The 26,174-nt window shown below is 70.1% G+C and carries 23 protein-coding genes; 16 read left to right on the top strand and 7 right to left on the bottom strand.

All coding sequences use genetic code 11. The annotated features are described in order from the left end of the window. Positions 1-29 precede the first annotated feature (29 nt). Complete coding sequence (locus FA743_RS10755) at positions 30-395, bottom strand: DUF983 domain-containing protein (protein ID WP_136886109.1); 366 nt, start codon at positions 393-395, stop codon at positions 30-32. A gap of 334 nt (positions 396-729) precedes the next feature. Between FA743_RS10755 and FA743_RS10750 the strand changes: the two genes are divergently transcribed. From FA743_RS10750 to recN, 16 genes are all read left to right on the top strand, one after another. Then, positions 730-2,118, top strand: a complete 1,389-nt coding sequence (locus tag FA743_RS10750; protein WP_136886108.1) for an aminotransferase-like domain-containing protein — start codon at positions 730-732, stop codon at positions 2,116-2,118. 516 nt (positions 2,119-2,634) lie between these two features. Further along, the gene (locus FA743_RS10745) at positions 2,635-5,406 is read left to right on the top strand and encodes an Rne/Rng family ribonuclease (RefSeq protein ID WP_136886107.1); all 2,772 of its coding nucleotides are present in this window, start codon (positions 2,635-2,637) and stop codon (positions 5,404-5,406) included. Positions 5,407-5,583: 177 nt separating this feature from the next. Continuing rightward, the gene (locus FA743_RS10740) at positions 5,584-6,327 is read left to right on the top strand and encodes a cytochrome c biogenesis CcdA family protein (RefSeq protein ID WP_136886106.1); all 744 of its coding nucleotides are present in this window, start codon (positions 5,584-5,586) and stop codon (positions 6,325-6,327) included. Between the two features lie 159 nt (positions 6,328-6,486). After that, positions 6,487-7,650, top strand: a complete 1,164-nt coding sequence (gene ftsW / locus FA743_RS10735; protein ID WP_136886105.1) for a putative lipid II flippase FtsW — start codon at positions 6,487-6,489, stop codon at positions 7,648-7,650. After that, complete coding sequence (gene murG, locus FA743_RS10730; RefSeq protein WP_136886104.1) at positions 7,650-8,750, top strand: undecaprenyldiphospho-muramoylpentapeptide beta-N-acetylglucosaminyltransferase; 1,101 nt, start codon at positions 7,650-7,652, stop codon at positions 8,748-8,750. The genes ftsW and murG overlap by 1 nt, the downstream gene beginning before the upstream one ends. Continuing rightward, positions 8,747-10,168: a UDP-N-acetylmuramate--L-alanine ligase gene (murC, locus tag FA743_RS10725; RefSeq protein ID WP_136886103.1), complete on the top strand. Its 1,422-nt coding sequence runs from the start codon at positions 8,747-8,749 to the stop codon at positions 10,166-10,168. Before murG ends, murC begins: the two co-directional genes overlap by 4 nt. Continuing rightward, complete coding sequence (locus FA743_RS10720; RefSeq protein WP_246054922.1) at positions 10,165-10,509, top strand: DUF2484 family protein; 345 nt, start codon at positions 10,165-10,167, stop codon at positions 10,507-10,509. Before murC ends, FA743_RS10720 begins: the two co-directional genes overlap by 4 nt. Further along, positions 10,506-10,853, top strand: a complete 348-nt coding sequence (locus FA743_RS10715; protein WP_136886102.1) for a hypothetical protein — start codon at positions 10,506-10,508, stop codon at positions 10,851-10,853. The genes FA743_RS10720 and FA743_RS10715 overlap by 4 nt, the downstream gene beginning before the upstream one ends. 238 nt (positions 10,854-11,091) lie before the next feature. Further along, positions 11,092-12,027 (top strand): UDP-N-acetylmuramate dehydrogenase, encoded by a 936-nt coding sequence (gene murB / locus FA743_RS10710; protein WP_136886101.1) that lies wholly within the window; start codon positions 11,092-11,094, stop codon positions 12,025-12,027. 173 nt (positions 12,028-12,200) lie between these two features. Further along, a complete protein-coding gene (locus tag FA743_RS10705) occupies positions 12,201-13,136 on the top strand; it encodes a D-alanine--D-alanine ligase (protein WP_136886100.1) in 936 nt (311 codons plus the stop codon). Next, on the top strand, positions 13,124-14,068 hold the full coding sequence (locus FA743_RS10700) for a cell division protein FtsQ/DivIB (protein ID WP_246054921.1): 945 nt from the start codon (positions 13,124-13,126) through the stop codon (positions 14,066-14,068). The genes FA743_RS10705 and FA743_RS10700 overlap by 13 nt, the downstream gene beginning before the upstream one ends. Positions 14,069-14,087: 19 nt before the next feature. Then, complete coding sequence (ftsA, locus tag FA743_RS10695) at positions 14,088-15,422, top strand: cell division protein FtsA (RefSeq protein WP_136886099.1); 1,335 nt, start codon at positions 14,088-14,090, stop codon at positions 15,420-15,422. A gap of 225 nt (positions 15,423-15,647) precedes the next feature. Continuing rightward, entirely contained in the window at positions 15,648-17,237 is a 1,590-nt protein-coding gene (gene ftsZ, locus FA743_RS10690; RefSeq protein WP_136886098.1) for a cell division protein FtsZ, read from the top strand. A 229-nt stretch (positions 17,238-17,466) separates the two neighbouring features. Beyond that, positions 17,467-18,402 (top strand): UDP-3-O-acyl-N-acetylglucosamine deacetylase, encoded by a 936-nt coding sequence (lpxC, locus tag FA743_RS10685; protein WP_136886097.1) that lies wholly within the window; start codon positions 17,467-17,469, stop codon positions 18,400-18,402. A 165-nt stretch (positions 18,403-18,567) separates the two neighbouring features. Continuing rightward, the gene (locus FA743_RS10680; protein WP_136886096.1) at positions 18,568-19,416 is read left to right on the top strand and encodes an outer membrane protein assembly factor BamD; all 849 of its coding nucleotides are present in this window, start codon (positions 18,568-18,570) and stop codon (positions 19,414-19,416) included. 25 nt (positions 19,417-19,441) lie between these two features. Beyond that, positions 19,442-21,088: a DNA repair protein RecN gene (gene recN / locus FA743_RS10675; RefSeq protein WP_136886095.1), complete on the top strand. Its 1,647-nt coding sequence runs from the start codon at positions 19,442-19,444 to the stop codon at positions 21,086-21,088. A 3-nt stretch (positions 21,089-21,091) separates the two neighbouring features. On the opposite strand, the gene FA743_RS10670 is transcribed toward recN, so the two are convergent. The 6 genes from FA743_RS10670 to FA743_RS10645 form a co-directional block, all read right to left on the bottom strand. Continuing rightward, positions 21,092-21,427 (bottom strand): hypothetical protein, encoded by a 336-nt coding sequence (locus FA743_RS10670; protein ID WP_136886094.1) that lies wholly within the window; start codon positions 21,425-21,427, stop codon positions 21,092-21,094. Positions 21,428-21,519: 92 nt separating this feature from the next. After that, a complete protein-coding gene (locus FA743_RS10665) occupies positions 21,520-21,708 on the bottom strand; it encodes a hypothetical protein (protein WP_136886093.1) in 189 nt (62 codons plus the stop codon). A 195-nt stretch (positions 21,709-21,903) separates the two neighbouring features. Continuing rightward, positions 21,904-22,773, bottom strand: coding sequence for a 3-hydroxyisobutyrate dehydrogenase (gene mmsB, locus FA743_RS10660; protein ID WP_136886092.1), 870 nt, complete (start codon positions 22,771-22,773; stop codon positions 21,904-21,906). Further along, on the bottom strand, positions 22,770-23,777 hold the full coding sequence (locus FA743_RS10655; protein ID WP_136886091.1) for an enoyl-CoA hydratase/isomerase family protein: 1,008 nt from the start codon (positions 23,775-23,777) through the stop codon (positions 22,770-22,772). The genes mmsB and FA743_RS10655 overlap by 4 nt, the downstream gene beginning before the upstream one ends. Positions 23,778-23,780: 3 nt before the next feature. Further along, positions 23,781-24,926, bottom strand: a complete 1,146-nt coding sequence (locus FA743_RS10650) for an acyl-CoA dehydrogenase family protein (RefSeq protein ID WP_136886090.1) — start codon at positions 24,924-24,926, stop codon at positions 23,781-23,783. Between the two features lie 78 nt (positions 24,927-25,004). Beyond that, complete coding sequence (locus FA743_RS10645; RefSeq protein WP_136886089.1) at positions 25,005-26,135, bottom strand: carboxylate-amine ligase; 1,131 nt, start codon at positions 26,133-26,135, stop codon at positions 25,005-25,007. Positions 26,136-26,174: the final 39 nt, after the last annotated feature.

Raw genomic sequence — 26,174 nt, 5'->3', positions numbered from 1 at the left:
TGCACGCGCAACGGGGAGAAGGGGATGCCCTAAGCGCCGCGGTCCTGCTCGTCATGCGCCCAGAGATAGCCGATGAAGGCGCTCTTGATGAAGCGCAGCAGGATCATCGTCAGGACGGCGGTGACCACGCCCACGATGGCCAGCAGCATCAGCGGGCTGGGCCGGAACAGCACCCAGGTGAAGCCCAAGAGCGGGATCAGCAGCAGCAGCATGATGGTCGAGGTGAAGAAGGCCGGCCCGTCCGCCGCCGGAAAGCGCCTGAACTCGACGCCGCAATGGGTACATTCGGGGATCACGGCCAGATAGCCCTGCAGGATCTTTCCCTCGCCGCAATTGGGGCAGCGATTCATCAACCCCCGCATCGAGGCCAGTTTCGTGTCACGCTCGTCGGCCATGGCCAGCTCCGCCTTGTTGCAGATCGCGGATCGCCCCTCCGCCGAAAGGTCCGGCCCGTCGTCGCAGGGCCGGGACCGCCGGGCCGCGCACCGCCTGCGCGGGCACGCCCGGATGTCCGAGGCGCAATGTATGGCTATGGGCCATACACTTCAAGGGGAAATCCGGGCTGCGATGCCGCAGCCCGCCGATGCACCGGGGCTGCGCCTGCCGGATCGACCCAGCAGGGACAGGAAAAGGGTCCCGGAACCTCCGCCTGCCGGTTGAACTTCCCCGCCGAACCCGACATGAAGACAAGGCCATACATTCCCTGGCGGTCAGGATCGAAGGCCCAGCATGTGGACGCCCCGCGTCATCGAGACGGCCCCCCTGAAATATCTCGGCATCGTCGAGGCGCTGGAGGCGGATATCCGGCGCGGACGCCTGGTGCCGGGCGAACGCCTGCCCGCACAGCGCAGCATCGCCGAGGCGCTCGAGGTCGATCTGACCACGGTCACCCGCGCCTTCAACGAGGCGCGGCGCCGGGGGCTGGTCGCCGCGCAGGCCGGGCGGGGGACCTTCGTGCGCGATGATATGGGGCAGGGCGGGGCGGCTCAGACCGGCGCAAACCTGCCGCCGATCCTGGATCTCAGCATGAACATCCCGCCGCAGCCCGACTCGGTGGATTTCCGCACGCTGTTCGCGCAGGCGATGCAGGCGGTGCTGTCGGGACCGCGCGGCAGCCTCAGCCTGCATTATCAGGACAGCGCCGGGGCGCCTGCCGACCGGCAGGCCGCCGCGCAGTGGCTGTCGGGCCGGATGGGCCCGATTGCCGCCGACCGGATCCTGCTGGCCGCCGGCGCGCAATCCGCGCTCTTTGCCCTCGGCCGCCTGCTGCTGTCGCCCGGCGACCGGCTGGCCGCCGGCGCGCTGACCTATCCGGGCCTCAGGGCGGTCGCGGCCCAGCAGGGCGTGCCGATCGACCCCGTCGCGATGGATGCGGGCGGGCTGATCCCCGAGGATTTCGACCGCCTCTGCCGGCAGGCGCCGCCCAAGGCGCTGTATGTCATCCCGGCCATCGACAACCCCACCACCGCCACGCTCTCCGAGGCGCGCCGCCACCGGATCGCGGCCATCGCGCGCCGCCACGGGGTCGCGATCCTCGAGGACGATCCCTATTCGGCCCTGCAGGCGGACCCGCACCCGGCCTTTGCCAGCCTCGCCCCCGAACTGACCTGGCATCTGGCGACGCTCTCGAAATGCGTGACGCCTGCGCTGCGCGTGGCCTATGTCGTCGCCCCGGATGCCGGGCAGGCGAGGCAACTGGCCGCGGTGCTGCGCGCCACGATCCTGATGGCCCCGCCGCTTCTGGCGGCCACGGCCAGCCGCTGGATCCTCGACGGGGTGATCGATCAGATCGCCACCGCCATCCGGGCCGAGAACACCCTGCGCCAGGCGCTGGCCGCCCGGGTCTTCGCCGGGCAGCGGATCGCGGCGGATCCCCAGGGGCACCACCTCTGGCTGTCCCTGCCCGATCCCTGGCGGGCGGGCGCCTTCGCCGATCATGCCGAGCGGGCGGGCGTGTCCATCGTTGCCGCCCAGGCCTTCGCGGTGTCGCCGGACCCCGCGCAGGCCGTGCGCCTGTCCCTGGGGATCGCCCCGGACCGCGCGGTGCTGGAGGAGGGGCTGGTGCAGCTGGCCGCGCTGATCGCCCAGCCCCGGATCCCGGCCCGCACCGTCGTCTGACGCCCGGCGGCAGACAGGCCGAGGGTGCCGGCGGAGGCAGGTCGCGCCTCTCCCGTGCCCCGTTGCCCGGCCCGAAATTGCCCGTCCCGGGGCAGCAGACGTTTTGGGCATTGAATTTTCCCCAAGCCCCCCTCTATGCTGGTGCCATGTGCAAGGCGGCTCCGCAATCGGGGGTTGCCGCGCGCCGACAGTTTCGCAGCGCGACACCTTCGACCCCGATCCGGGCCAGCGGGGGCGTCTCGCGGAAAACACGCCCCCATGCCGCGCCACCGTTCTCCGGGACCGCGCAGGGGGCGACACCGACAGCGGCCCGGCGGCCTTCAGGCACCGGGTCATTCGAAGGAACAGACGCGATGACGCGCGCTTTGGACGGCAGACTTCAGGACAAGCGGGCCATGCGCCCCGCCGGTCCGAACGTCGTCGCCGGTCGCGCGCCCGTGTCCCCATCCCATCGCAGACCGGTCCGGAGGGCGTCACTGGCGCCGCCCGGCCTCCGGCTGCGCGAAAGACAAGAACATGGCAATGAAAATGCTGATCGACGCCACCCATGCCGAGGAAACTCGGGTGGTCGTGGTCGACGGAACCAAGGTCGAGGAGTTTGACTTCGAGACGGCCAACCGCCGCCAGATCGCGGGGAACATCTACCTCGCCAAGGTGACGCGGGTCGAGCCCTCGCTGCAGGCGGCCTTCATCGACTACGGCGGAAACCGCCACGGATTCCTGGCCTTCGCCGAGATCCATCCCGACTATTACCAGATCCCCGCCGCCGACCGCGACGCGCTGATGGCCGAGGACCGCGCCCATGCCGACGCCCAGGAGGCCGAGGAAGAACGGGGCCGTTCGCGCCGCAACTCGCGCGCTGAACGCGCCGAACGTGCCGAGGCGCAGGACGAGGCGACCTCGGAGGGCGATGACGGCCAGGACGCCGAGGGCCAGGACGCCTCGGACAAGGACGACGACATCGAATCGGTGGCCGACGAGGACGTGACCGAAGAGGTCCGCGCCCCCCGAAAGCCCCGCGCCCGCCGCTACAAGATCCAGGAGGTCGTGAAGGTCCGCCAGATCATGCTGGTGCAGGTCGTCAAGGAGGAACGCGGCAACAAGGGCGCCGCGCTGACCACCTACCTGTCGCTGCCGGGCCGCTACTGCGTCCTGATGCCGAACACCGCGCGCGGCGGCGGGATTTCCCGCAAGATCACCAACGCGGCCGACCGCAAGAAGCTCAAGGACATCGCGGGCGAGCTGGACGTGCCGAAGGGCGCCGGCCTGATCATCCGCACCGCGGGCAGCGAACGCACCCGGACCGAGATCCGCCGCGATTACGAATACCTGCTGCGCCTGTGGGAACAGATCCGCGAACTGACCTTCCGCTCGATCGCGCCCGCGCCGATCTACGAGGAAGGCGACCTGATCAAGCGCAACATCCGCGATCTCTACTCCAAGGACATCGACGAGGTGCTGGTCGAGGGCGAGCGCGGCTATCACGCCGCCCGCGACTTCATGCAGATGATCATGCCGACCCACACGGACAGCGTGAAGCATTACCAGGACCAGATGCCGCTGTTTGCGCGCTTCCAGGTCGAAAGCTATCTGGCGGGCATGTTCAACCCGACCGTCCAGCTGAAATCGGGCGGCTACATCGTCATCGGCATCACCGAGGCGCTGGTCGCCATCGACGTGAACTCGGGCCGCGCCACCAAGGAAGGCTCGATCGAGGAGACCGCGCTCAAGACCAACCTGGAGGCCGCCGACGAGGTCGCCCGCCAATTGCGCCTGCGCGACCTGGCCGGCCTGATCGTCATCGACTTCATCGACATGGATGAACGTCGCAACAACGCGGCGGTGGAAAAGCGCATCAAGGACAAGCTGAAATCCGACCGCGCGCGCATCCAGATCGGCCGCATCTCGGGCTTCGGCCTGATGGAGATGTCGCGCCAGCGCCTGCGCCCCGGCATGCTGGAATCCACGACCCAGCCCTGTGCGCATTGCCACGGCACCGGCCTCATCCGCAGCGATGACAGCCTGGCCCTGACCATCCTGCGCGCCATAGAGGACGAGGGCACGCGCAAGCGCTCGCGCGAGGTCCTGGTCAAGGCGCCGATCGCGGTGGCCAACTTCCTGATGAACGGCAAGCGCGAGCATGTGGCGAATATCGAAGCGCGCTACGGCATGTCCGTGCGGGTCGAGGCCGATCCGTTGCTGGTCTCGCCCGACTACGCCATCGAGAAGTTCAAGACCGCCACCCGCGTGCTGCCCGAACCCTCCAAGGTGCCCCTGGGCGTCAATGCCGACCTGATGGCCAGCATCGACGACGAGGAGGATCTGGACGAGATCGAGCAGGCCGACGAGCCCCGCACCGAGGCGCCCGCCGCCGAGGCCGCCCCGGCCCGCACTGAGCCCGCCCGCGCCGAGGCCGAGGCCGAGCCGCGCGCCTCCGACGCCGAGGGCGACGCAGAGGGCGAGGGTCGCGGACGCCGCCGTCGCCGCCGTCGTCGCCGCAAGCCCGGCGACCGCCCCGATCAGGACGGCCAGACCGCCCGCTCGGGCGACGATCAGGACGATGACGAGGACGAAGACGACACCCAGGACGCCACCGGCGCGCCCGAGGTCGAGGCCGAGGACAGCGCTGCGCCGACCCGCTCGGGCCGCAGCCGCCGTCGCGGTGGCCGTCAGGACCGCGACGACCGCGACGACGAGCGCAGCGCACCCGAGGCCGTCCAGCCCACGGAGGCCGCGATCTCCGACGCTGCCCCCGCAGAGGACGCCGAGGCCGCATCCGAGGCCGAGCCCGCCGGGAACGGCCGCACCCGCACCCGCTCGCGGGGCCGTGGCCGGTCGCGCAGGTCGGTCGAGGCCGAGCCGATGCCCGAGGTCGCCGATCTGGCCGACAGCCCCGATGGCCGGGCCGAGGCGCTGCCCGATCTGGGTGCCGCTCCGGTCTCGGACCCCGAGGCCAGCCAGATGCGCAGCGCGGCCCAGGCCGACAGCGCTCCGGCAGCGCCCTTCGGCAGCCCGGACGCGCCGGTGATCCCGGTCTCGACCGGCCTGTCGCAGGCGGGTGTCCCCGAGGCCGAGGCGGTTGCCGAAGCCCTGGTCGAAAGCGCCGCCGCCCCGGCGGATGCCCAGCCCGAGCCCGCCGAGGAGGACGACACCCGCTATGCCGTCGCCCCGGCGCCGGTCCCGGCCCCGGCACCCGCCGCCCCTCCGGCGGCGGCCAACCAGCCGCAGCCCGCCACGCAAGACAGCGCGCCGCAATCCAAGCGCCGCGGCTGGTGGTCGGGCAGCTGAGGCCCATCCTGATGACCCGGGCCCCTTCGGCCCGGTGACGACGGGCGCGGTGGCAACACCGCGCCCTTTTTCATCGCCGCGATGGCGCCGCCCGGCCCGCGCGCGCGCCTTCCTTCCCACGAAGGCGTGACGGTTTGGCCCCTGTCCTTTGCGGCGCCAGCGGATAAGGTGCCCCCCATGTTGGGAATCGAGCTTGCCACCGCCGCCTTTCTGCCCGCCGCCTTCGTGGCGCTGCTGGCGGGGCTTCTGTCGTTTCTGTCGCCCTGCGTGCTGCCGATCGTGCCGCCCTATCTGGCCTACATGACCGGAGTGGGCGTGAACGGGCTGAAGACCGGCGAGCGCAGCGCGGTCCTGCCGGCCTTGTTCTTCGTCATGGGCCTCTCGACGGTGTTCCTGGTCATGGGGGTCGCCGCCTCGGCCTTCGGGCGGGCCTTCCTGCAATATCAGGACGTGCTGGCGCGGGTCGCGGGGGGCATGGTCATCATCATGGGCCTGCATTTCCTGCATGTCATCCGCATCCCCTTCCTCGATCACGAGGCGCGGCTGGAGGCCGGGCAGCAGGGCGGCGGGGCCTTCGGCGCCTATGTGCTGGGCCTGGCCTTCGCCTTCGGCTGGACGCCCTGCATCGGCCCGCAGCTGGGCATGATCCTGTCGCTGGCCGCCACCGGGGGCGAGCTGTCGCGGGGCACCGCGCTTCTGGCGATCTATGCCCTGGGCCTGGGGATCCCCTTCCTGCTGGCCGCGATCTTCATCACCCGCGCCATCGGCTTCATGAACCGCATCAAGCCCTGGCTGAGGACGATCGAGCGGGCGATGGGCGCGCTTCTGGTCATCGTCGGCGTCATGCTGATCACCGGCGCCTTCTCGGCCTTCAGCTTCTGGCTGCTGGAGACCTTCCCGGCGCTCGCCGCCCTGGGCTGAGGCGGGGCGCGCCGGCCGTTCTGACAAGGCCGGTCTCACAAAATGACGATGCCCCCTCTGCACCGGGATTAGGCATAGCGCCAAGGCCGCAATCGCGCTATTCTGGCCACAGATCCGGGAAAACCGGACAGGATCAGAGGCAGTGACGGCGGTATTCCCATGACCGAGATGGTGTTCGGTGCCGCGCCCGTGCGCGCAGGCGACCCGATTCTTCCCCGCTGGTGGCGGACCCTGGACAAATGGGCCCTGGCCTGCGTGCTGGGGCTGTTCGCCATCGGGCTTCTGCTGGGGCTGGCCGCCTCGGTTCCGCTGGCGGAAAAGAACAACCTGCCGCGATTCTACTATGTCCAGCGTCAGGCGGTGTTCGGGGGCCTGGGCCTTCTGGTGATGCTGATCATCTCGATGCTGCCGCCGCGCCAGATCCGCCGCATCGGGGTGCTGGGATTCGCGATCTCGTTCCTTCTGCTGCTGGCGCTGCCGGTGGTCGGGACCGATTTCGGCAAGGGGGCGACGCGCTGGCTGTCCCTGGGCTTCGTCTCGCTGCAACCCTCCGAGTTCCTCAAGCCCGGCTTCGTGGCGCTCTGCGCGTGGTTCATGGCCTCGTCGCAAGAGGTGGGCGGGCCGCCGGGCAAGCTCTATTCCTTCATCGCGGCGATGGTCATCGTGGTGCTCTTGGCGCTGCAGCCCGATTTCGGGCAGGCCTCGCTGGTGCTGTTCTCCTGGCTGGTGATGTATTTCGTCGCCGGATCGCCGGTGATCCTGATGGTGGGCGTGGCGGGCTTGGCGGGTCTGGGCGGCCTCTTCGCCTATAACGCCTCGGAACACTTCGCCCGCCGCATCAACAGCTTCCTGTCGTCCGAGATCGACGCCAACACCCAGATCTACTTCGCCACCAACGCCATCCAGGAGGGCCGCTTCTTCGGCGTGGGCGTGGGCGAGGGGCAGGTGAAATGGTCGCTGCCCGATGCGCATACCGACTTCATCATCGCCGTCGCGGCCGAGGAATACGGCTTCGTCATGGTGCTGACGATCATCCTTCTCTACCTGACCATCGTGATGCGCTCGCTTCTGCGGCTGGTGCGCGAGCGCGACCCCTTCGCGCGGATCGCGGGCACGGGCCTGGCCTGCGCGTTCGGCGTGCAGGCGCTGATCAACATGGGCGTGGCGGTGCGGCTGCTGCCGGCCAAGGGCATGACGCTGCCCTTCGTCAGCTATGGCGGCTCGTCGGTCATCGCCTCGGGCATCGCGGTGGGGATGCTCCTGGCGCTGACCCGCACGCGGCCGCGGGGCGAGTTCGCCGAAATCCTGCGCCGGGGCCGCTGATGTCGGTCCCTGCGCGCGCGCCGCTGGCGCTGATCGCCGCCGGAGGCACCGGCGGCCACATGTTCCCCGCCCAGGCCCTGGCCGAGCTGCTGCTGGACCGCGGCTGGCGCGTCAAGCTGTCCACCGACGACCGGGGCGCGCGCTATGCGGGCGGCTTCCCCGAGGCCGTGGCCCGGCAGGTGGTCAGTTCCGCCACCACCGCGCGGGGCGGGCTGGCGGGCAAGCTGGCCGCCCCCTTCCGCATCGCCGCCGGGGTCCTGGCCGCCCGCGCCGCCTTCCGCCGCGACCGCCCCTCGGTGGTGATCGGCTTCGGCGGCTATCCCACCATCCCGGCCCTCTCGGCAGCGCGGCTGATGGGGCTGCCGCGCCTGATCCACGAACAGAACGGCGTGATGGGGCGGGTGAACCGCCTCTTTGCGCCCCGCGTCCACCGCATCGCCTGCGGCACCTGGCCCACCGACCTGCCGCCGGGCATCACCGGCACCCATGTCGGCAATCCGGTCCGCAATTCGGTCCTGGACCGCGCCGCCGCCCCCTATGCCGCGCCGACCCCGGACGGGCCGCTGAACCTGCTGGTCATCGGCGGCAGCCAGGGCGCGCGGGTGCTCTCGGACATCGTGCCCGCCGCTGTCGCGGCCCTGCCCGACGACCTGCGCCCCCGCCTGCGCGTCAGCCATCAGGCCCGGGCCGAGGATGCCGACCGCGTCACCGCGGCCTATGCCCAGGCCGGCATCACCGCCGAGGTGCAGCCCTTCTTCACCGACGTGCCCGACCGCCTGGCCCAGGCCCATCTGGTCGTCAGCCGCTCGGGCGCCTCGTCTCTGGCCGACATCACCGTGATCGGCCGCCCCGCGATCCTGATCCCCTTCGCCGCCGCCACCGGCGATCACCAGACCGCCAATGCGCAGGCCCTGGCCGAGGCGGGGGCGGCCCATGTCCATCCCGAATCCGTCCTTGACGCCGAAAGCCTCACGCGCGACATCCGCGCGATCCTGACCGACCCCGCGCAGGCCACGGCCATGGCGCAGGCGGCCCTGACCCTGGCGCGCCCCGACGCGGCGCAGCGCCTCTATGACCTCGTCGAGGAGATTTCACGATGAATGCCGCCACCAAACTGCCCGGAGAGCTGGGCCCCATCCATTTCGTGGGAATCGGCGGCATCGGCATGTCGGGCATCGCCGAGGTGCTGCTGACCCTCGGCTATCGCGTGCAGGGCAGCGATTCCAAGAAATCCAAGATCACCGACCGGCTGGAAACCCTGGGCGCCACCGTCTTCGAGGGCCAGCGCCCCGAGAACGTGGAGGGCGCGGGCGTCATCGTCATCTCGACCGCCATCAAGAAGGGCAATCCGGAACTCGAGGAGGCCCGCCTGCGCGGGTTGCCCATCGTGCGCCGGGCCGAGATGCTGGCCGAGCTGATGCGCCTGAAATCGAACATCGCCATCGCGGGCACGCATGGCAAGACGACGACCACCACGATGGTCGCGACGCTGCTGGATGCGGGCGGGCTGGACCCGACCGTCATCAATGGCGGCGTCATCCATGCCTATGGCTCGAACGCGCGGGCCGGCGCGGGCGAATGGATGGTGGTCGAGGCCGACGAATCCGACGGCAGCTTCAACCGTCTGCCCGCCGACATCGCCATCGTCACCAATATCGACCCCGAGCACATGGAACACTGGGGCAGCTTCGATGCGCTGCGTCAGGCCTTCACCAACTTCGCCTCGTCGATCCCCTTCTACGGCCTCGCGGTCTGCTGCACCGACCACCCCGAGGTGCAGGCGCTGGTCGGCCGCCTGACCGACCGCCGCGTGGTGACCTTCGGCTTCAACGCGCAGGCCGATGTGCGCGCCGTGAACCTGCGCTATGCCGACGGGGTCGCCCATTTCGACATCGCCCTGCAGGGCGAGGCGACGGGGGCCGAGACGCCCATGATCGAGGGCTGCACCCTGCCGATGCCCGGCGATCACAACGTCTCGAACTGCCTCGCCGCCGTGGCCGTGGCCCGCCATCTGGGCATCAAGAAATCCGAGATCCGCGAGGCGCTGGCCAAGTTCGCGGGCGTGGGGCGGCGCTTCACCCGCGTGGGCACCATCGACGGGGTGACCATCATCGACGATTACGGCCATCACCCGGTCGAGATCGCCGCCGTCCTCAAGGCCGCGCGCCAGGCCAGCACGGGCCGGGTGATCGCGGTCCACCAGCCGCACCGCTATTCGCGCCTCTCCTCGCTCTTCGAGGATTTCTGCACCTGCTTCAACGAGGCCGACGTGGTCGCCATCTCCGAGGTCTATTCGGCCGGGGAGGAGCCCATCCCCGGTGCCTCGCGTGACGATCTGGTGGCCGGGCTGATCGCCCATGGCCACCGCCACGCCCGCGCCATCCTCTCCGAGGACGATCTGGAACGCCTCGTGCGCGAACAGGCCCGTCCGGGCGACATGGTCGTCTGCCTCGGCGCCGGCACCATCTCGGCCTGGGCCAATGGCCTGCCGGGCCGCCTGCAGGGCAAGGCCGCGTGACCCGACCGCCTGACCTGACCTTTCTGGCGACGCAGCCGCGTTATGCCGGGCTGGCCTTGGCGCTGGTGGTGCTGTGGCTGGTGCTGGCCTGCCTGGTGGCGCAGCTGCCCGCGCGCTGGCAGCTGCGCGCGACGCGGGCGCTGATCCTGGCCGGGGTTCCCGCCCTGGGCTGGCTGACGCTGCTCTGGGGGCCGGGCATCGGCGTGGCGGGGCTGGGCATGGGCTTGTTGATCCTGCTGGGCCGACCCACCGCGCGCCGCCGCCGCCGCGCACCGCCGGTGGGCCCGGGTCAAGGCGCGGGCACGCCGCCCTTTGCGGGCGGGCCCGAGGGGCACTCGTGATTCCCTGGATCATTGCCGGGTCCTGCCTTGCCGGCGCCGGCCTGATCGCCTGGGGCTGCGCGCGTCTGCAGATGCATTGGCCCTTGGCGATCCTGTCGGTCCTGCTGGCCGCGATCGCGCTGCAACTCTATCTGGCGGCGCGGGGGCAGGGGGGCTTTCACGACTTGGCCGCGATCACCGCGCAGATGTTCACCGTCATCCCGGCCCTTCTGGGCACCCTCGCGGGCCTTGGCCTCGCCGCCCTGCGCCGCCGCCACATCGCTTGGCGCCGTCCGACCGGAATGCTCAGCGCGCTGGCCCTGCTGACGGCAGCCGGGCTGGCCACCGCGACGCTGCTGATCTGACCGGCAGCCGCCCCGACCGATGCGCCGGATCCTGCCCATCCGTTAACCCACCGCCCGCAACCTGTGTACGCCCTGTGCCCGGGCTGTGCCGCCCCGGTTCACGCCCGGTGAGGCCCTTTTTCCAGCAATCGCTGGCCCCTTGGCGCCCTGCCCATCGCACCGGCACCGCCCCCACCGCGCGCTGCTGTTGCGCGCCCTTGGTTGACGGGCGCGGCCCGGCTGGCTACCACCCGGCCTCATGAGCAGCGATCTTCCCCGCCCGCGCGGCAGCCTGACCCCCGACCGTCCCTTGGACACCCTCACCTGGCTAAGGGTCGGCGGCCCCGCCGACTGGCTGTTCCAGCCCGCCGACACCGCCGATTTGGCCGATTTCCTGGCTGCGCTGGACCCGGGCGTGCCGGTCTTTCCGATGGGCGTGGGCAGCAACCTGATCGTGCGCGATGGCGGCATCCGGGGCGTGGTGATCCGCCTTGGCCGGGCCTTCAACAGCATTGAAATCGATGGAGAAACCGTCACCGTCGGGGCGGCGGCGCTGGATGCGCAGGTGGCCCGCCGCGCCGCCGAATCGGGGTTGGACCTGACCTTCCTGCGCACGATTCCCGGCAGCATCGGCGGCGCCGTGCGCATGAATGCGGGCTGCTATGGCAGCTATCTGGCCGACCACCTGATCGACGCCGAGGCCGTCACCCGTGACGGCCGCATCACCGTCCTGACGCCCGGGGATCTGGCCTTCGCCTATCGCCAGACCAGCCTGCCCGCGGATTGGGTGCTGACCCGCGCAAGGCTGCGCGCCGCCCCCGGCGACCCCGACGCCCTGCACGCCCGCATGGCCGACCAGCTGGCCCGCCGCGACGCCAGCCAGCCCACCCGGGAACGCAGCGCCGGGTCGACCTTCCGCAACCCGGCGGGCTTCAGCTCGACCGGGCAGCAGGACGACACGCACGAGCTGAAGGCCTGGTCGCTGATCGACCGGGCGGGCCTGCGCGGCCACAGCTGGGGCGGGGCGCAAATGTCTGAAAAGCATCCGAATTTCCTGCTGAACACCGGCGGCGCCACCGCCACCGAGCTGGAGGCCCTGGGCGAGCTGGTCCGCCGCCGCGTGCTGGAGGAGAGCGGCCACGACCTGGAATGGGAGGTCATCCGCATCGGCGATCCGGCCCCCGACGAGGGCTGACGCCGCCCGCCTTGCGCAAGACGGCGGCAACCCGCCCAAGAATTTGCCCACACGCCCAAATTGCGCTTTTGCGGTCATGGGTTTGCCTGTATCATTTGTCGCAGATGACGCCCCCGTCCAAGGGGGCGCGCAGCAGATGAAGCCCGGATCAACCGGGCGCGAAAGGCGAAAACGTGGCGGGCAGGTCGAGCAGGACAGCCCACTCTGTCGCCGTTCTGATGGGCGGACCCTCGGCCGAGCGCGAGGTGTCGATGTCCTCGGGGCGCGAATGCGCGGATGCGCTGAGGGTGGCGGGATATCAGGTGACGGAAATCGTTCTCGGCGCCGAGCGCGGGGACGAGATCGTCCGCCGTCTCTCGGACGCGTCCCCCGATGTCGTCTTCAACGCGCTGCATGGCCGCTTGGGCGAGGATGGCTGCGTGCAGGGCCTGCTGCACTGGCTGGACCTGCCCTATACCCATTCCGGCGTGCTGGCCTCGGCCCTGGCGATGGACAAGACCCGCGCCAAGCAGGCCTTCCGCAGCGCCGGGTTGCCGGTGGTGGAAAGCGTGATCGCCGATGCGGACGAGGTCCGCCGCCGCCACGTGATCCCGCCCCCCTATGTGGTCAAGCCCAATGACGAGGGCTCGTCGGTCGGCGTCTACATCGTCCAGGACGGCGCCAACCAGCCCCCCGATCTGGCCCCCGACATGCCCGCGCGGGTGATGGTGGAAACCTATGCCCCGGGGCGCGAGCTGACCACCACGGTCATGGGCGACCGCGCGCTGGACGTGACCGAGATCCAGACGACGGGCTGGTACGACTACGCCGCCAAATACACGGTCGGCGGCTCGCGCCACGTGATCCCCGCCGAGATTCCGTCCGAGATCCGCGACGCCTGTCTGGACATGGCGCTTCGCGCGCATCGGGCGCTTGGCTGCACCGGCCTGACGCGCACCGATTTCCGGTGGGACGAGGACCGCGGGCTGGCGGGGCTGATCATCCTGGAGGTGAACACCCAGCCCGGCATGACCCCCACCAGCCTCGCCCCCGAACAGGCCGCCCATGCCGGGATCGATTTCCCCGCGCTGATGTCCTGGATGGTGGAGGACGCGCTGTGCCGATCGTGATCGACCACCGCCCCGGCAAGCAGGTGACCCCGCCCGGCCCCCGCCAGAAGCGCGATCCCGCTCCCTCGCGCCTGAAATACCGGCTGGAACGGATGTGGCTGAAGCCCCTCTACCGCCGGGTGCTGCGGGTGGGCGTGCCCGCCTTCCTGCTCGCGCTGGTGGGCGGGCTGTGGCTGGCCGACGAGGATCGCCGTGCGATGCTGACCGACAACGTCACCTCGGTCGTGACCAAGGTGCAGAGCCGCGACGAATTCCAGGTCCGGGTAATGACGATCGAGGGCGCCTCGCCGGTCGTGGACCGCGCGCTGCGGGCCATGCTGCCGGTGGACCTGCCGGCCTCCAGCTTCGACATCGACCTGGCGGCGCTGCGGCTTCAGGTGATGCAGCTGGACGCGATCGAGACGATCGACCTGCGCGTCAAGCCCGGCGGCGTCCTGTCGGCAGTGGTCAAGGAGCGCGATCCCGCGATCCTGTGGCGCCATGCGCGCGGCATCGACATGCTGGATGCGGGCGGCCACCGGGTCGCTAGCGTCACCTCGCGCGAGGTGCGTCCGGAACTGCCGATGATCTCGGGCGAGGGCGCCGATCTGGCCACCGTCGAGGCGCTGGCACTGTTCGACGCGGCGGGGCCGATCCTGCCCCGCGTGCGCGGGCTGGTGCGGCGCGGCGAGCGGCGGTGGGATCTGGTGCTGGATCACGGCCAGCGCATCCTGCTGCCCGAGACCGGCGCGGTGATCGCGCTGGAGGCCGCCATCGCGCTGGACCGGGCCGAGGACATGCTGGGCCGTGACATCGTCACCGTCGATCTGCGCGATCCGCAGCGCCCGGTGCTGCGCCTTGGCATCGATGCGCGCAACACGGTGCGCACCGCACGCGGCCTGCCGCTGCTGGCGCCGGATGGCACGGTACTGCCCGAAGAGACCGAAGGCTGATCAGATGAGGGAACGGCGAATGGCAGATCTGTATCAGACCCAACGCGCGATGCGGAACATGCGCGGGGCCGCCCTGCAGCGGGGCGTCATCGGCATCCTGGACATCGGCACCTCGAAGATCGCCTGCCTCGTGCTGCGCTTTGACGGGACCGGCACCTTCCGGGAAACCGATGGCGTGGGCCCGATGGCGGGGCAGGTGAACTTCCGCGTCATCGGCGCCGCCTCGACCCGCTCGCGCGGCATGCGGCGCGGCGAGATCGAGACCATGGCCGAGACCGAGCGCGCCATCCGCACCGTCGTCGCCGCCGCGCAGAAGGTCGCGGGGGTGCGCGTCGATCACGTCATCGCCTGCCTGTCGGGCGGGCGCCCCTCCTCCTACGGGCTGGCCGGAGAGATCACCTTGGCTTCGGGCAAGGTCGGCGATCAGGACGTCGCGCAGGCGCTGGCCGCCTGCGATCCGCCCGATTTCGGGCGCGGGCGCGAGGTCCTGCACGCGCAGCCGGTGAACTTTGCCGTCGACAACCGCAGCAACCTGGCCGATCCGCGCGACCATCTGGGCAACAAGCTGTTCTGCGACATGCATGTGCTGACCGTGGATGGCGACGTGATCGGCAACCTGGTGCAATGCATCCGCCGCTGCGATCTGGAGCTGGCGGGCATCGCCTCGGCGCCCTATGCCTCGGCCCGCGCCAGCCTGGTCGAGGACGAGCAGGAGCTGGGCTCGGCCTGCATCGATTTCGGTGGCGGCGGCACAGGCGTGTCGATCTTCATCAAGAAGCACATGATCTTTTCCGATCACGTGCCCATCGGCGGCAATCTGATCACCCAGGACATCGCGCAGGGGCTGCGGGTGAACCTGCCGCTGGCCGAGCGGCTGAAGACCCTGAACGGCGGCGTCGAGGCGACGGGCCGCGACGACCGCGACATGATCGACGTGGGCGGCGAGACCGGCGATTGGGAGGCCGACCGCCGCCAGGTCAGCCGCGCCGACGTGATCGGCGTCATGCGCCCCCGGGTCGAGGAGATCCTGGAACATGTCCGCGAGGTGCTGGACGCGGCGGGCTTCGACTGCATGCCCAGCCAGCAGATCGTGCTGACCGGCGGCGGCAGCCAGATCCCCGGTCTGGACGGTCTGGCGACCCGCATCCTGGGGCCGAACGTGCGCTGCGGGCGGCCCCTGCGCATCGACGGTCTGGCCCATCAGCTGACCGATCCCAGCTTCTCCAGCGCGGTGGGGCTGGCGCTGTTTGCCGCACATCCGCAGGACGAGTGGTGGGACTTCGAAATGCTCGCCGACCGCTATCCGGCGCGCAGCCTGCGCAGGGCCTATCGCTGGTTCAAGAACAACTGGTAGGCGACGGGACACGCGGAATAGGGGTCTGTGGGGCACTCGCCACCACATTCTGGGCACTTGGCAAGATACCGCCGATAGCCACGTGCAGGCAGGCCAGATTTTGCGGCAGTTTCCCTTTTTTCGGGTGACGCAACTGGCCCGAATGGATACGATCAGGGTTAAATAAAAGGGATTCGAGCGGAAAACTCGCGCCCGACAGCCAGGCAGCGAAAACAGGCGGACAAGATGAACCTCAATCTGATGATGAATGACGAAGAAGAACTGAAGCCGCGCATCACCGTGTTCGGTGTCGGGGGCGCGGGCGGTAACGCCGTCAACAACATGATTCAGAAGCAGCTTGACGGTGTCGAGTTCGTCGTCGCCAACACCGACGCGCAGGCGCTGCAGCAGAGCCGCGCGACCAGCCGCATCCAGATGGGCCCAAAGGTCACCGAAGGTCTGGGTGCCGGCGCCAAGCCGACCATCGGCGCCAAGGCCGCCGAAGAGACGATCGAGGACATCGTCGATCACCTGATGGGCGCGCATATGTGCTTCATTACCGCCGGCATGGGCGGCGGCACCGGCACCGGTGCGGCCCCGATCATCGCCCAGGCCGCCCGCGAGATGGGCATCCTGACCGTCGGCGTCGTGACCAAGCCCTTCCAGTTCGAGGGCACCAAGCGGATGCGCCAGGCCGAGGAGGGCGTCGAGGCCCTGCAGAAGGTCGTGGACACGCTGATCATCATTCCGAACCAGAACCTCTTCCGTCTGGCGAACGAAAAGACCACCTTCACCGACGCCTTCGCGATGGCCGACGATGTGCTGTACCAGGGCGTGAAGGGCGTGACCGACCTGATGGTCCGCCCGGGCCTGATCAACCTCGACTTTGCCGACGTGCGCGCGGTGATGGACGAGATGGGCAAGGCGATGATGGGCACCGGCGAGGCCTCGGGCGAGAACCGCGCTCAGGAAGCTGCCGAACGCGCCATCGCCAACCCGCTGCTGGACGAGATCAGCCTGAACGGCGCCCGCGGCGTGCTGATCAACATCACCGGCGGCTATGACATGACCCTGTTCGAGCTGGACGAGGCTGCCAATGTCATCCGCGACAAGGTGGACAGCGATGCCAACATCATCGTCGGCTCGACGCTGGACCCGGACATGGACGGCGCGATCCGCGTCTCGGTCGTCGCCACCGGCATCGATGCCGCCGTGGCCGTGGCTGAAACGCCCTCGCCTCGCCGCAGCATGGCCGCGCCGCTGACGCAGAACCCCTCGGTCGGCCAGGCCGCGCAGCAGGACGAGCCGCAGATCCCGCCGCGCCGCGTCGTCGCGCCCTCGGCTCAGGCCGATGCGCCGCTGCGGGCCGACAGCCGCGCCGAAGAGGACATGCCGCAGCCGGCCTACCAGCCCCGCGACAATGCCCGCCAGACGCCGGCCGTGCGGATCGAGGATGACGCCTCGGCCTTCGTGGCCCCCCGTGCGCCCGGCGGAAGCCGTCCCGGCCAGCCCGCGCCCGAGGTCATGGACCGCCTGCGCCGCGCCGTGGACAATCACGGCCGCGCCGCAGCCCAGCCCCAGCCCCAGCCCGCGCAACCCGCGCCCGCCCCCAACAGCCGCATGAGCGGTCTGGGCCGGATGCTGGAGCGCATGGCCGGTCACGGGTCCGACCAGGGTGGCCAGAAGCCCTCGTCCTCGTCGATCGCCGAGCGCGTGAACGAGCGGGTCGCCGTCCGTGCCCGCCAGCAGGACACCGATTTCGACGACCTGGCCAGCCCCGACAGCCCGCAGGACAATGTCGAGATTCCGGCCTTCCTGCGTCGTCAGGCCAACTGATCCGCTTCACGAAGCCGGCACATCCGCAGACCCAAAGGGCCGCATCACGCGGCCCTTTTCTTATTTGAACCTAATGGTTTATGTCGAAACACCCCCAGGTTGCGGCCGGATCAGGGGGGAATGTTTCACCCCGTCACAAAACGTTAATTGAACGCGGCCCGGGGCGCGCCTAGCTGGAATGACACGGGCACCTGGCCCGAAGACGACGAATCCGGAAGGCAGGCAGATCATGCAGGCGACGCTGAAAGACAAGGTGACATTCACGGGCGTGGGGCTGCATTCCGGCGCCGTCGCCCGGCTGACCCTGCATCCCGCGCGTCCCGGCCATGGCATCGTCTTCCGCCGCACCGACCTGACCCCCGCCGTCGAGATCCCCGCGCTGTGGGACCATGTCACACCGTCGAAGCTGTGCACGCTGCTGGACAACGGGCAGGGCGTGACCCTGTCCACGGTCGAGCATGTGATGGCGGCCCTGGCCGGCACCGGCATCCACAATGCGCTGGTCGAGGTCGACGGCCCCGAGATCCCGATCCTGGACGGCTCGGCCGCGCCCTTCGTGCAGGGCATCCTGGAGGTGGGCATCCGCCGTCAGGCCGCGCCCCTGCGTGCCATCCGCGTGCTGCGTCCCGTCGAGGTCCGCGAGGGCGAGGCCTTCGCCCGCCTCTCGCCCGCCGACCACCTCGAGATCGACTTTCAGATCGACTTCACCGATGCGGCGATCGGGCATCAGGAAAAGCGCCTGGACATGGCCAATGGCGCCTTCCTGCGCGAACTGGCCGACAGCCGCACCTTCTGCCGCGCCTCGGATGTCGACACGATGCGCCGCAACGGCCTGGCCTTGGGCGGCACCTATCTGAACGCGGTCGTGGTCGATGGCGGGCGGATCCTGACCCCCGGCGGGCTGCGCCATGCCGACGAGGCCGTGCGCCACAAGATGCTGGACGCCACCGGCGATCTGGCGCTGGCGGGCGCGCCGCTGCTGGCGCGCTATACCGGCCACCGCGCCGGCCATGCGATGACCAACCGCCTGCTGCGGGCGCTGTTCGCCGATCCCACCGCCTGGACCTGGGAGCGGTGCAGCCCCGAACTGGAAGATCGCCTGCCCGGTGCCGGCGTCGCAGGCTATGTCCTGCACAACGCCGCCGTGGCCATTGCCGCCGAGTGACAGTCGCGGCGGCCCGGTTGCGCCACCCCGCCGGGGTGCGGCCCGGTGCCCATGCGGAATTCAACGGATTGCCATTTTGCGCCCCCTGATGTTCTGTGCTAGAGGATGCCGGCAGCGCGGCCCCCAGGGGTTGCGGGGCGGCAGAAATTGCAGGGCAGGGTGAAGATGGCGGGCTCGAGATTTTCGGCTTCGGTGATGGCTGCGGCGCTGGCGGGCCTGATCCTGACGGGCTGCGCCGGCGACCGCGATGCGGCCCTGCGCCAGAACCTGGACCAGTTCACCGCCGAGGAGATCTACAAGCGCGGCGAGTTCGAGCTGGAGAACAGCGGCGAGCCCGACGATGCCGTCTTCTATTTCAGCGAGATCGAGCGGCTCTATCCCTATTCCGAATGGGCGCGGCGCGCACTGATCATGCAGGCCTATGGCAATCACCGCGCCGGCAATTACGAAGAGGCGCGCGGTGCGGCGCAGCGCTTTCTGGACAGCTATCCCGGCGACGAGGATGCGGCCTATGCGCAATACCTGCTGGCCTTGTCCTATTACGACCAGATCGACGATGTGGGCCGCGATCAGGGCCTGACCTTTCAGGCGCTGCAGGGGCTGCGCACGGTGATCGAGCAATATCCCGACAGCGAATATGCCCGCAGCTCGATCCTCAAGTTCGACCTGGCCTTCGACCATCTGGCCGCCAAGGAGATGGAGATCGGGCGCTACTACCTCAAGCAGGGGCATTACACGGCGGCGGTGAACCGCTTCCGGGTCGTGGTCGAGGAATTCCAGACCACCACCCAGACCCCCGAGGCGCTGCTGCGGCTGGTCGAGGCCTATCTGGCGCTTGGCCTGCTGAACGAGGCGCAGACGGCGGGCGCGATCCTGGGCCACAACTTCCAGTCCTCGCCCTTCTACGACGACGCCTTCCGCCAGCTGCGCGGGCGCGGCCTGGCGCCCGAGGCGCAGGGCGACAGCTGGCTGGGCAACATCTACCGGCAGACCATTCAGGGGCGCTGGCTGTAATGATGATCCGGCCGCGGGCGGTCTTGTGCTGAGATCGCTCGACATCCGCGACATGCTGCTGATCGACCGGCTGGACCTGGCCTTCGGTCCGGGCCTGAACGTGCTGACCGGCGAGACGGGGGCGGGCAAGTCGATCCTGCTGGACTGTCTGGGCTTCGTGCTGGGCTGGCGTTCGCGCGCCGAACTGGTGCGGCAGGGGGCGGTGCAGGGCGAGGTGCAGGCGGTCTTCGATCTGCCCGAGATCCATCCCGCGCGCGAGATCCTGTCCGGGGCCGGCATCACCGTCGAGGAGGGCGAGCTGATCCTGCGCCGCACGAACGGGCTGGACGGGCGCAAGACGGGCTGGGTGAACGACCGCCGCGTGTCGGGCGAGGTGCTGCGGCAGCTGTCCGAGGTGCTGGTCGAACTGCATGGCCAGCATGACGACCGGGGCCTTCTGAACCCGCGCGGCCACCGGGCCCTGCTGGACGCCTTCGGGGCGCTGGATCTGTCGCCCGTGCGCGCCGCCTGGACCGCGCGGCGCGAGACGGCGCGGGTGCTGGCCGAGGCCGAGGCCGCCCTGGCCGCCGCCCGGCAGGAGGAGGAGTATCTGCGCCACGCCGTGGCCGAGCTGGACAAGCTGTCGCCCGAGCCCGGCGAGGAGCAGCGTCTGGACATTGCCCGCCGCGCCATGCAGGGGGCCGAGCGCATCCGCGATGACGTGGCCCGCGCCCTGCAGATGCTGGGCGGCAACGGGGCCGAGACCGCGATGGTCGATGCCGCGCGCTGGCTGGAGGGGGCCGCAGCCCAGGCCGAGGGTCGTCTGGACGCGCCGCTGGCGGCCCTGTCCCGCGCCCTGATCGAATTGGGCGAGGCGACGCAGGGCATCGAGGAGGCGCTGTCGGCGCTGGACTTCGACCCCTCCGCGCTGGAAAGCACCGAGGAGCGGCTGTTCGCCCTGCGCGCACTGGCCCGCAAGCACGACATCCTGCCCGACGATCTGGCCGGTCTGGCCGGGCAACTGCGCGACCGGCTGGAGCGGATCGATGCCGGCGAGGCGCAGATGGCCGCGCTGCGGTCCGCCGCCCGCGAGGCCGAGGCCGCCTATGACACCGCTGCCGCCGCGCTGACCGCCGCCCGGACCGAGGCCGCGGTCCGGCTGGACGCCGCCGTGACCGGCGAGCTGGTGCCGCTGAAGATGGAGCGCGCGGTCTTCCTGACCGTCGTCTCGCCCGGAGAGCCCGGCCCCGAGGGGCGCGACACGGTCGCCTTCACGGTCGCCACCAACCCCGGCGCGCCCTCGGGGCCCTTGGACAAGATCGCCTCGGGCGGGGAGTTGTCGCGCTTTCTTCTGGCGCTCAAGGTCTGCCTCGCGCGCGGCAACGATGCGCTGGTGATGATCTTCGACGAGATCGACCGCGGCGTGGGCGGGGCCACCGCAGATGCCGTGGGCCGTCGCCTGCAGGCGCTGGCCGAGGGTGCGCAGGTGCTGGTCATCACCCATTCGCCGCAGGTCGCGGCCTTGGGCGCCGTGCATTTCCGGGTGTCGAAATCGGTGACGGACGGCATGACGACCTCGACGGTCGTGGCCCTGTCCGCGCCCGAGCGCGTGGACGAGATCGGGCGGATGCTGTCGGGGGACCGGGTGACCGAGGCCGCGACCGAGGCCGCGCGCGCCCTGCTGGACGGCTGAGGGTCAGTCCAGAATCTGGGTGATCGGCCGCAGGACCGACCGGATCTGCATGGTTTCCGTGTGAACGCGGACCAGGCGTCCGTCCAGCACGGCAAAGCGTTCGCCCTTGGGGGGCTCGGACAGGCCGTACCGGCCCGGATGGGTGATCATGTGCAGCTTCGCCTCGGCTGCGACATCCCCGACCGCGACGAGGGCGGTCGCGGCGGCGACGACACAGGCCTTTGAACAGGGCGGCCATGCGTCGGTCTGGGGCGCAGACCCGGAATTGGGTGCTGTCAAAGCGGCAAGACCCATGATGGCCCCTGCCGCCACGGCAGCAAAGGGGTGCAGTGGCGTCATCTTGTCCTCGAGATTGTCTGGGTCCAACCCGGCGTCGGGTCAACTGTTCCCCTGCGCCAAGACATATCGGCCATGCATATGGCAGGAAAGCCTCAGTCCGGCGGGGCCGGCGGGGCGGGCAGGGGCCTCAGGATGGACTGGATCCGGCCGCTGGCCGCATCGATCCGCACCAGATGGCCCGCCACGATGGCATAGAAGCTGCCGGGATGGCCGGGGCCCAGACCGACCGTTCCGGGATCCTCGATCGGGCTTATCTGATCAGGCCGGGGCGTTTCCCCCACGATTGGCAGGATTTCCGGGTCCTGAGCCCGCGCCCCGTCGGCACTCGATTCCCCAAGCAGAGCGACGATGGCCGCGACAAGGCCCGGGGCGCAGCCGATCCTGCGCGGGCGCCTGACAAGGTGGCGTCTGATGAGGGAAGTTGCCGTCATGAGCAGACATCAAAAATCAGTTAAACCCGTCCGGCAAGCGGTTTTTCAGGAACGATCGGTCTGGAAGCGCGTCAGCATGGCCGAGAAATCCCGCCCCGCGCCCCCCTGATGCTGCACGAAATCCTCGTAAAGCTGCCGGGCCATCGCCCCCATCGGCGTCTCGGCCCCCGAGGACTCGGCGGCCTGCCGAGCCAGGGTCAGGTCCTTCAGCATCAGCTCGGAGGCGAAACCGGGGCGATAGTCGTTGTCGGCGGGCGAGGTCGGCCCCACGCCCGGCGCCGGGCAATAGGCGTTCATCGACCAGCTGTAGCCCGAGCTGGTCGAGACCACGTCGAACATCTTCTGCCGGTCCAGCCCCAGCCTGTCGGCCAGCCCGAAGGCCTCGCAGGTGGCGATCATGGTCACGCCCAGGATCATGTTGTTGCAGATCTTGGCGGCCTGTCCCGCGCCGCTGTCGCCGCAATGCACCGCCTTCTGGCCCATGATCGCGAACAGCGGCTCCATGCGCGCGAAATCCTGGGGGCTGCCTCCGACCATGAAGGTCAGCGTCCCGGCCTGCGCCCCGCCGATCCCGCCCGAGACCGGCGCGTCCAGCGCCCCGAGCCCCGCTGCCCGCGCCTGATCGGCCACGGCCCGGGCGCTGTCCACGTCGACGGTCGAGCAGTCGCAGAACAGCGCCCCGGGCGGCATGGCCGGGACGATCTGATCGGCCACCGCGCGCAGGATGGCGCCATTGGGCAGCATGGTGATGACGGCGTCGGCCCCTTGCACGGCCTCGGCGGCACTGGCGGCGGCGCTCACGCCCTCGGGCATGGGCGCGGCCGTGTCGAAGCCCGTGACCTGATGCCCGGCGGCGGCCAGATTGGCGGCCATGGGCGCGCCCATGTTGCCCAGTCCGATGACGGTGATCCTCATTCCGCGTCCTCCCACAGCAATTCGTCCTGATCCAGCGGCGCCAGCAGGGCGCGCACCATCTCCTCGTCCGACCGGGCCGTCCAGCGCGGGCTGCGGTCCTTGTCGATCAGTTGCGCGCGCACGCCCTCCAGAAAGTCGCTTTCGGCGGTGGCGCGGGCAGTGAAACGGTATTCGCGGGTCAGCGCCTGCTGCATCCGCTCGTCGGCGCGCGCCGCCCGCACCAGCGCCAGCCCCGCCGCCATCGACAGCGGAGAGTTCCGGCGCAGCGCGGCCAGCGGCTCGTCGTCGCCTGCCGCCTCCAGCGCGGCGACGATGTCGGGCAGGTGCCGCCCGCCGAAGGCGGACAGGTCGCGCCGGTCCAGCGCGGCCTCCGGCACGGGCTTGCCGGTCAGGGCGGAGAGGTCGCCGTCCCGCTCCAGCCCGGCGATCAGGTCGGGCCAATCGGCCTCGGGCAGATACAGGTCGGCAAAGCCCGCATGGATCGCATCGCCCGGTCCCATCCGCGCCCCGGTCAGCGCCAGGTATTCGCCGATCCGGCCCGGGGCGCGGCCCAGCAGCCAGCTGCCGCCCACGTCGGGAATCAGGCCGATGCCGCTTTCGGGCATGGCGATGCGGGTCGTGTCGCCGACGATCCGGTGGCTGGCATGGCCGCCGATGCCCACGCCCCCGCCCATGACGAAGCCCTGCATGAGGGCCACCACCGGCTTGGGGAAGGTCGCGATGGCGGCATTCATGCGGTATTCGTCGCAAAAGAAGGCGCGGCCCCGCTGATGATCGCCCGCCACGCCCGCGTGATAGACCGCCGCGATGTCCCCGCCCGCGCAGAAGGCCCGCTCGCCCGCCGCGTCGATGACTACCAGCGCCACGGCCGGATCGTCGCGCCAGCCGTCCAGCGCCTGATGAAGGGCCCGCGCCATGTCATGGGTCAGCGCATTCAGCGCCCGCTCTCGGGTCAGGGTGATGCGCCCCGCGCGGCCCGCGATGCGGATGTCCAGATCAGCCATGCCTTACCCCCGTTCGGCGATCATGGCGCGGCTGATGATCAGGCGCATGATCTCGTTCGTGCCCTCCAGGATCTGATGGACGCGCAGGTCGCGCACGATCTTCTCGATCCCGTAATCGGCCAGATAGCCATAGCCACCATGCAGCTGCAGGCACTGATTGGCCACCTCGAAGGCGCGGTCGGTGACCTGCAGCTTGGCCATGGCGCAGAATTTCGAGGCGTCGGGCGCGCCCTGATCCAGCTTCCACGCGGCCTGACGCAGGAAGATGCGGCTGGACTGCAGGGCGGTCTCCATCTCGGCCAGGCGGAACTGCAGGGCCTGGAAGCGGTCCAGGGACTGCCCGAAGGCCTGCCGGTCGCCCATGTAGCGCAGTGTCGCGTCCAGCGCCGCCTGCGCGCCCCCCAAGGCGGCGGCGGCGATGTTCAGGCGCCCGCCATCGAGGCCCGCCATCGCATAGGCGAAGCCCCGGCCCTCGTCGCCCAGCAGGTTGGCGGCGGGGACGGTGCAATCGTCGAACTGCACCTGCGTCGTGGGCTGGGCGCGCCAGCCCATCTTGTCCTCGGGCGCGCCGAAGGACAGGCCAGGGGCATCGGCGGGCACGATCACCGTGCTGATCCCGCGCGGCCCCTCGGCGCCGGTGCGCAGCATGGTGACATAGGCATCCGAATAGCCGCCGCCCGAGATGAAGGCCTTGGTGCCGTTGATGCGCCAGCCCTCGTCCGTCCGGTCGGCCCGCGTGCGCAGCGCCGCCGCGTCCGAGCCGCTGCCGGGTTCGGTCAGGCAATAGCTGAACACCGTCGTCATCGCGCAGAGGCCGGGCAGCCAGGCCTGCCGGTCCTCGGGCGATCCGAAGCGGTCGATCATGCCGCCGCACATGTTGTGGATCGACAGGAACGAGGCGACCGAGGGGCATGCCATCGCCAGCGCCTCGAAGATCAGCGTCCCGTCCAGCCGCGACAGGCCCGCGCCGCCATGTTCCTCGGAGACGAAGATGCCGCCCAGACCCAGGGCCGCCACGTCGGGCCACAGGTCGCGCGGGATGGTGCCTTGCCGTTCCCAGTCCTGCGCATGCTGTGCGATGCGTGTCTGGCCGAAGTCGCGGGCCATGTCGAAGATGGCCTGCTGTTCCTCGGTCATTGCGAAATCCATGCGGTCTCCCTCCCCGGCGGCCGTGAATTGATCAGTGTCTAGGTGGCAGATGTTGCAGGATTGTTGCAACCCCGCATGTCACAGGTCGCGGCGGAACGCCTCGGTCAGGTGGCGGGCGACGGCCTGCAGCGCCTCGTCCTCGCTGGCCCCGACGGCGCGGGCGCGGGCGGCCACCTCGCGCTGCGCCTGCGCCGAGGTGCCGCCCGCCACCATCCCGCGCAGCCGCGCGACGAAGGGCTGGCTGTCCAGCGCATCGGCATCCTCGGCGATCAGCTCCAGCCAGTCCTCGGCGATGCGGTCGAAGGGCAGGATGGCCCCGGCGCCGAAATCGATCAGCCCCTCGGTCGTGCCGTAGCGGGCGGCGCGCCAGCGGTTCTCGTTCAAGAGGAAGGGCTCGTATTGCCGCCAGCGCTGGTTCCTGCGCGACAGGCGCCAGAGCATGCGCAGGGTCGCCTGGATCAGCGCCGCCAGCGTCAGCGCATCCGCGACATGCGGGCAGGCGTCGCAGATGCGGGTCTCCAGCGTGGGGTATTTCGACGAGGGGCGCAGGTCCCACCAGATCTTGGAGCTGTCCTCGAGGATGCCCAGATCGGTCAGGACGCTGACCGAGCGTTCGAATTCGGCCCAGGAGCCGAAGGCCGGGGGCAGACCGGTGCGGGGCATGTCGCCGAAGACCGTGGTGCGGTAGGAGGCCAGTCCCGTGTCCTGCCCCATCCAGAAGGGGCTGGAGGCCGACAGCGCCAGCAGATGCGGCAGGAAATAGGCCATCTGCCCCATCAGGTCGATCCGCTGCGCCGGATCGGGAATGCCCACATGGACATGCATCCCGCAGATCAGCATGCGCCGCGCGACCCCGCCCATGTCGCGCGAGAGCTGGTTGTAGCGGTCCTTGTCGGTATGGTCCTGCTGGCGCCAGTCGGCGAAGGGGTGGCACGAGGCCGAGATCGGCGCCAGGCCGTGCTCGGCCGCACGGGTGGCGACCGTCGCGCGCAGATGGCGCAGCAGGTCGCCCGCCTGGCGGATGTCGGGGGCGACGGGGGTGCCGATCTCGATCTGGCAGCGCAGGAATTCCGGGCTGACCTGATCGCCCAGATCGTCGGCTAGCGCCGCCATCAGCGCGGGCGGGGCGGCGGCCAGCTGGAAGGTCGTGGCATCGACGAGCAGGTATTCTTCCTCGATGCCGAGGGTGAAGTCGGGGTCTTGTGTCATTCGGGGCCCTGTCGGTGGGGCCGTGGTCGGCGCGGGCCT

This window comes from Paracoccus gahaiensis (assembly GCF_005048225.1).
Classification (GTDB): Bacteria; Pseudomonadota; Alphaproteobacteria; order Rhodobacterales; family Rhodobacteraceae; genus Paracoccus; species Paracoccus gahaiensis.
The sequence above is the reverse complement of the archived record's forward strand: the minus strand, read 5'-3'. Positions and strand labels throughout refer to the sequence as shown.

Coding starts and splice junctions, on each gene's coding strand:
- FA743_RS10755 (WP_136886109.1), bottom strand. CDS start 395: ATGGCCGACGAGCGTGACACGAAACTGGCCTCGATGCGGGGGTTGATG.
- FA743_RS10750 (WP_136886108.1), top strand. CDS start 730: ATGTGGACGCCCCGCGTCATCGAGACGGCCCCCCTGAAATATCTCGGC.
- FA743_RS10745 (WP_136886107.1), top strand. CDS start 2,635: ATGGCAATGAAAATGCTGATCGACGCCACCCATGCCGAGGAAACTCGG.
- FA743_RS10740 (WP_136886106.1), top strand. CDS start 5,584: ATGTTGGGAATCGAGCTTGCCACCGCCGCCTTTCTGCCCGCCGCCTTC.
- ftsW (WP_136886105.1), top strand. CDS start 6,487: ATGACCGAGATGGTGTTCGGTGCCGCGCCCGTGCGCGCAGGCGACCCG.
- murG (WP_136886104.1), top strand. CDS start 7,650: ATGTCGGTCCCTGCGCGCGCGCCGCTGGCGCTGATCGCCGCCGGAGGC.
- murC (WP_136886103.1), top strand. CDS start 8,747: ATGAATGCCGCCACCAAACTGCCCGGAGAGCTGGGCCCCATCCATTTC.
- murB (WP_136886101.1), top strand. CDS start 11,092: ATGAGCAGCGATCTTCCCCGCCCGCGCGGCAGCCTGACCCCCGACCGT.
- ftsA (WP_136886099.1), top strand. CDS start 14,088: ATGGCAGATCTGTATCAGACCCAACGCGCGATGCGGAACATGCGCGGG.
- ftsZ (WP_136886098.1), top strand. CDS start 15,648: ATGAACCTCAATCTGATGATGAATGACGAAGAAGAACTGAAGCCGCGC.
- lpxC (WP_136886097.1), top strand. CDS start 17,467: ATGCAGGCGACGCTGAAAGACAAGGTGACATTCACGGGCGTGGGGCTG.
- FA743_RS10680 (WP_136886096.1), top strand. CDS start 18,568: ATGGCGGGCTCGAGATTTTCGGCTTCGGTGATGGCTGCGGCGCTGGCG.
- FA743_RS10670 (WP_136886094.1), bottom strand. CDS start 21,427: ATGACGCCACTGCACCCCTTTGCTGCCGTGGCGGCAGGGGCCATCATG.
- mmsB (WP_136886092.1), bottom strand. CDS start 22,773: ATGAGGATCACCGTCATCGGACTGGGCAACATGGGCGCGCCCATGGCC.
- FA743_RS10655 (WP_136886091.1), bottom strand. CDS start 23,777: ATGGCTGATCTGGACATCCGCATCGCGGGCCGCGCGGGGCGCATCACC.
- FA743_RS10650 (WP_136886090.1), bottom strand. CDS start 24,926: ATGGATTTCGCAATGACCGAGGAACAGCAGGCCATCTTCGACATGGCC.
- FA743_RS10645 (WP_136886089.1), bottom strand. CDS start 26,135: ATGACACAAGACCCCGACTTCACCCTCGGCATCGAGGAAGAATACCTG.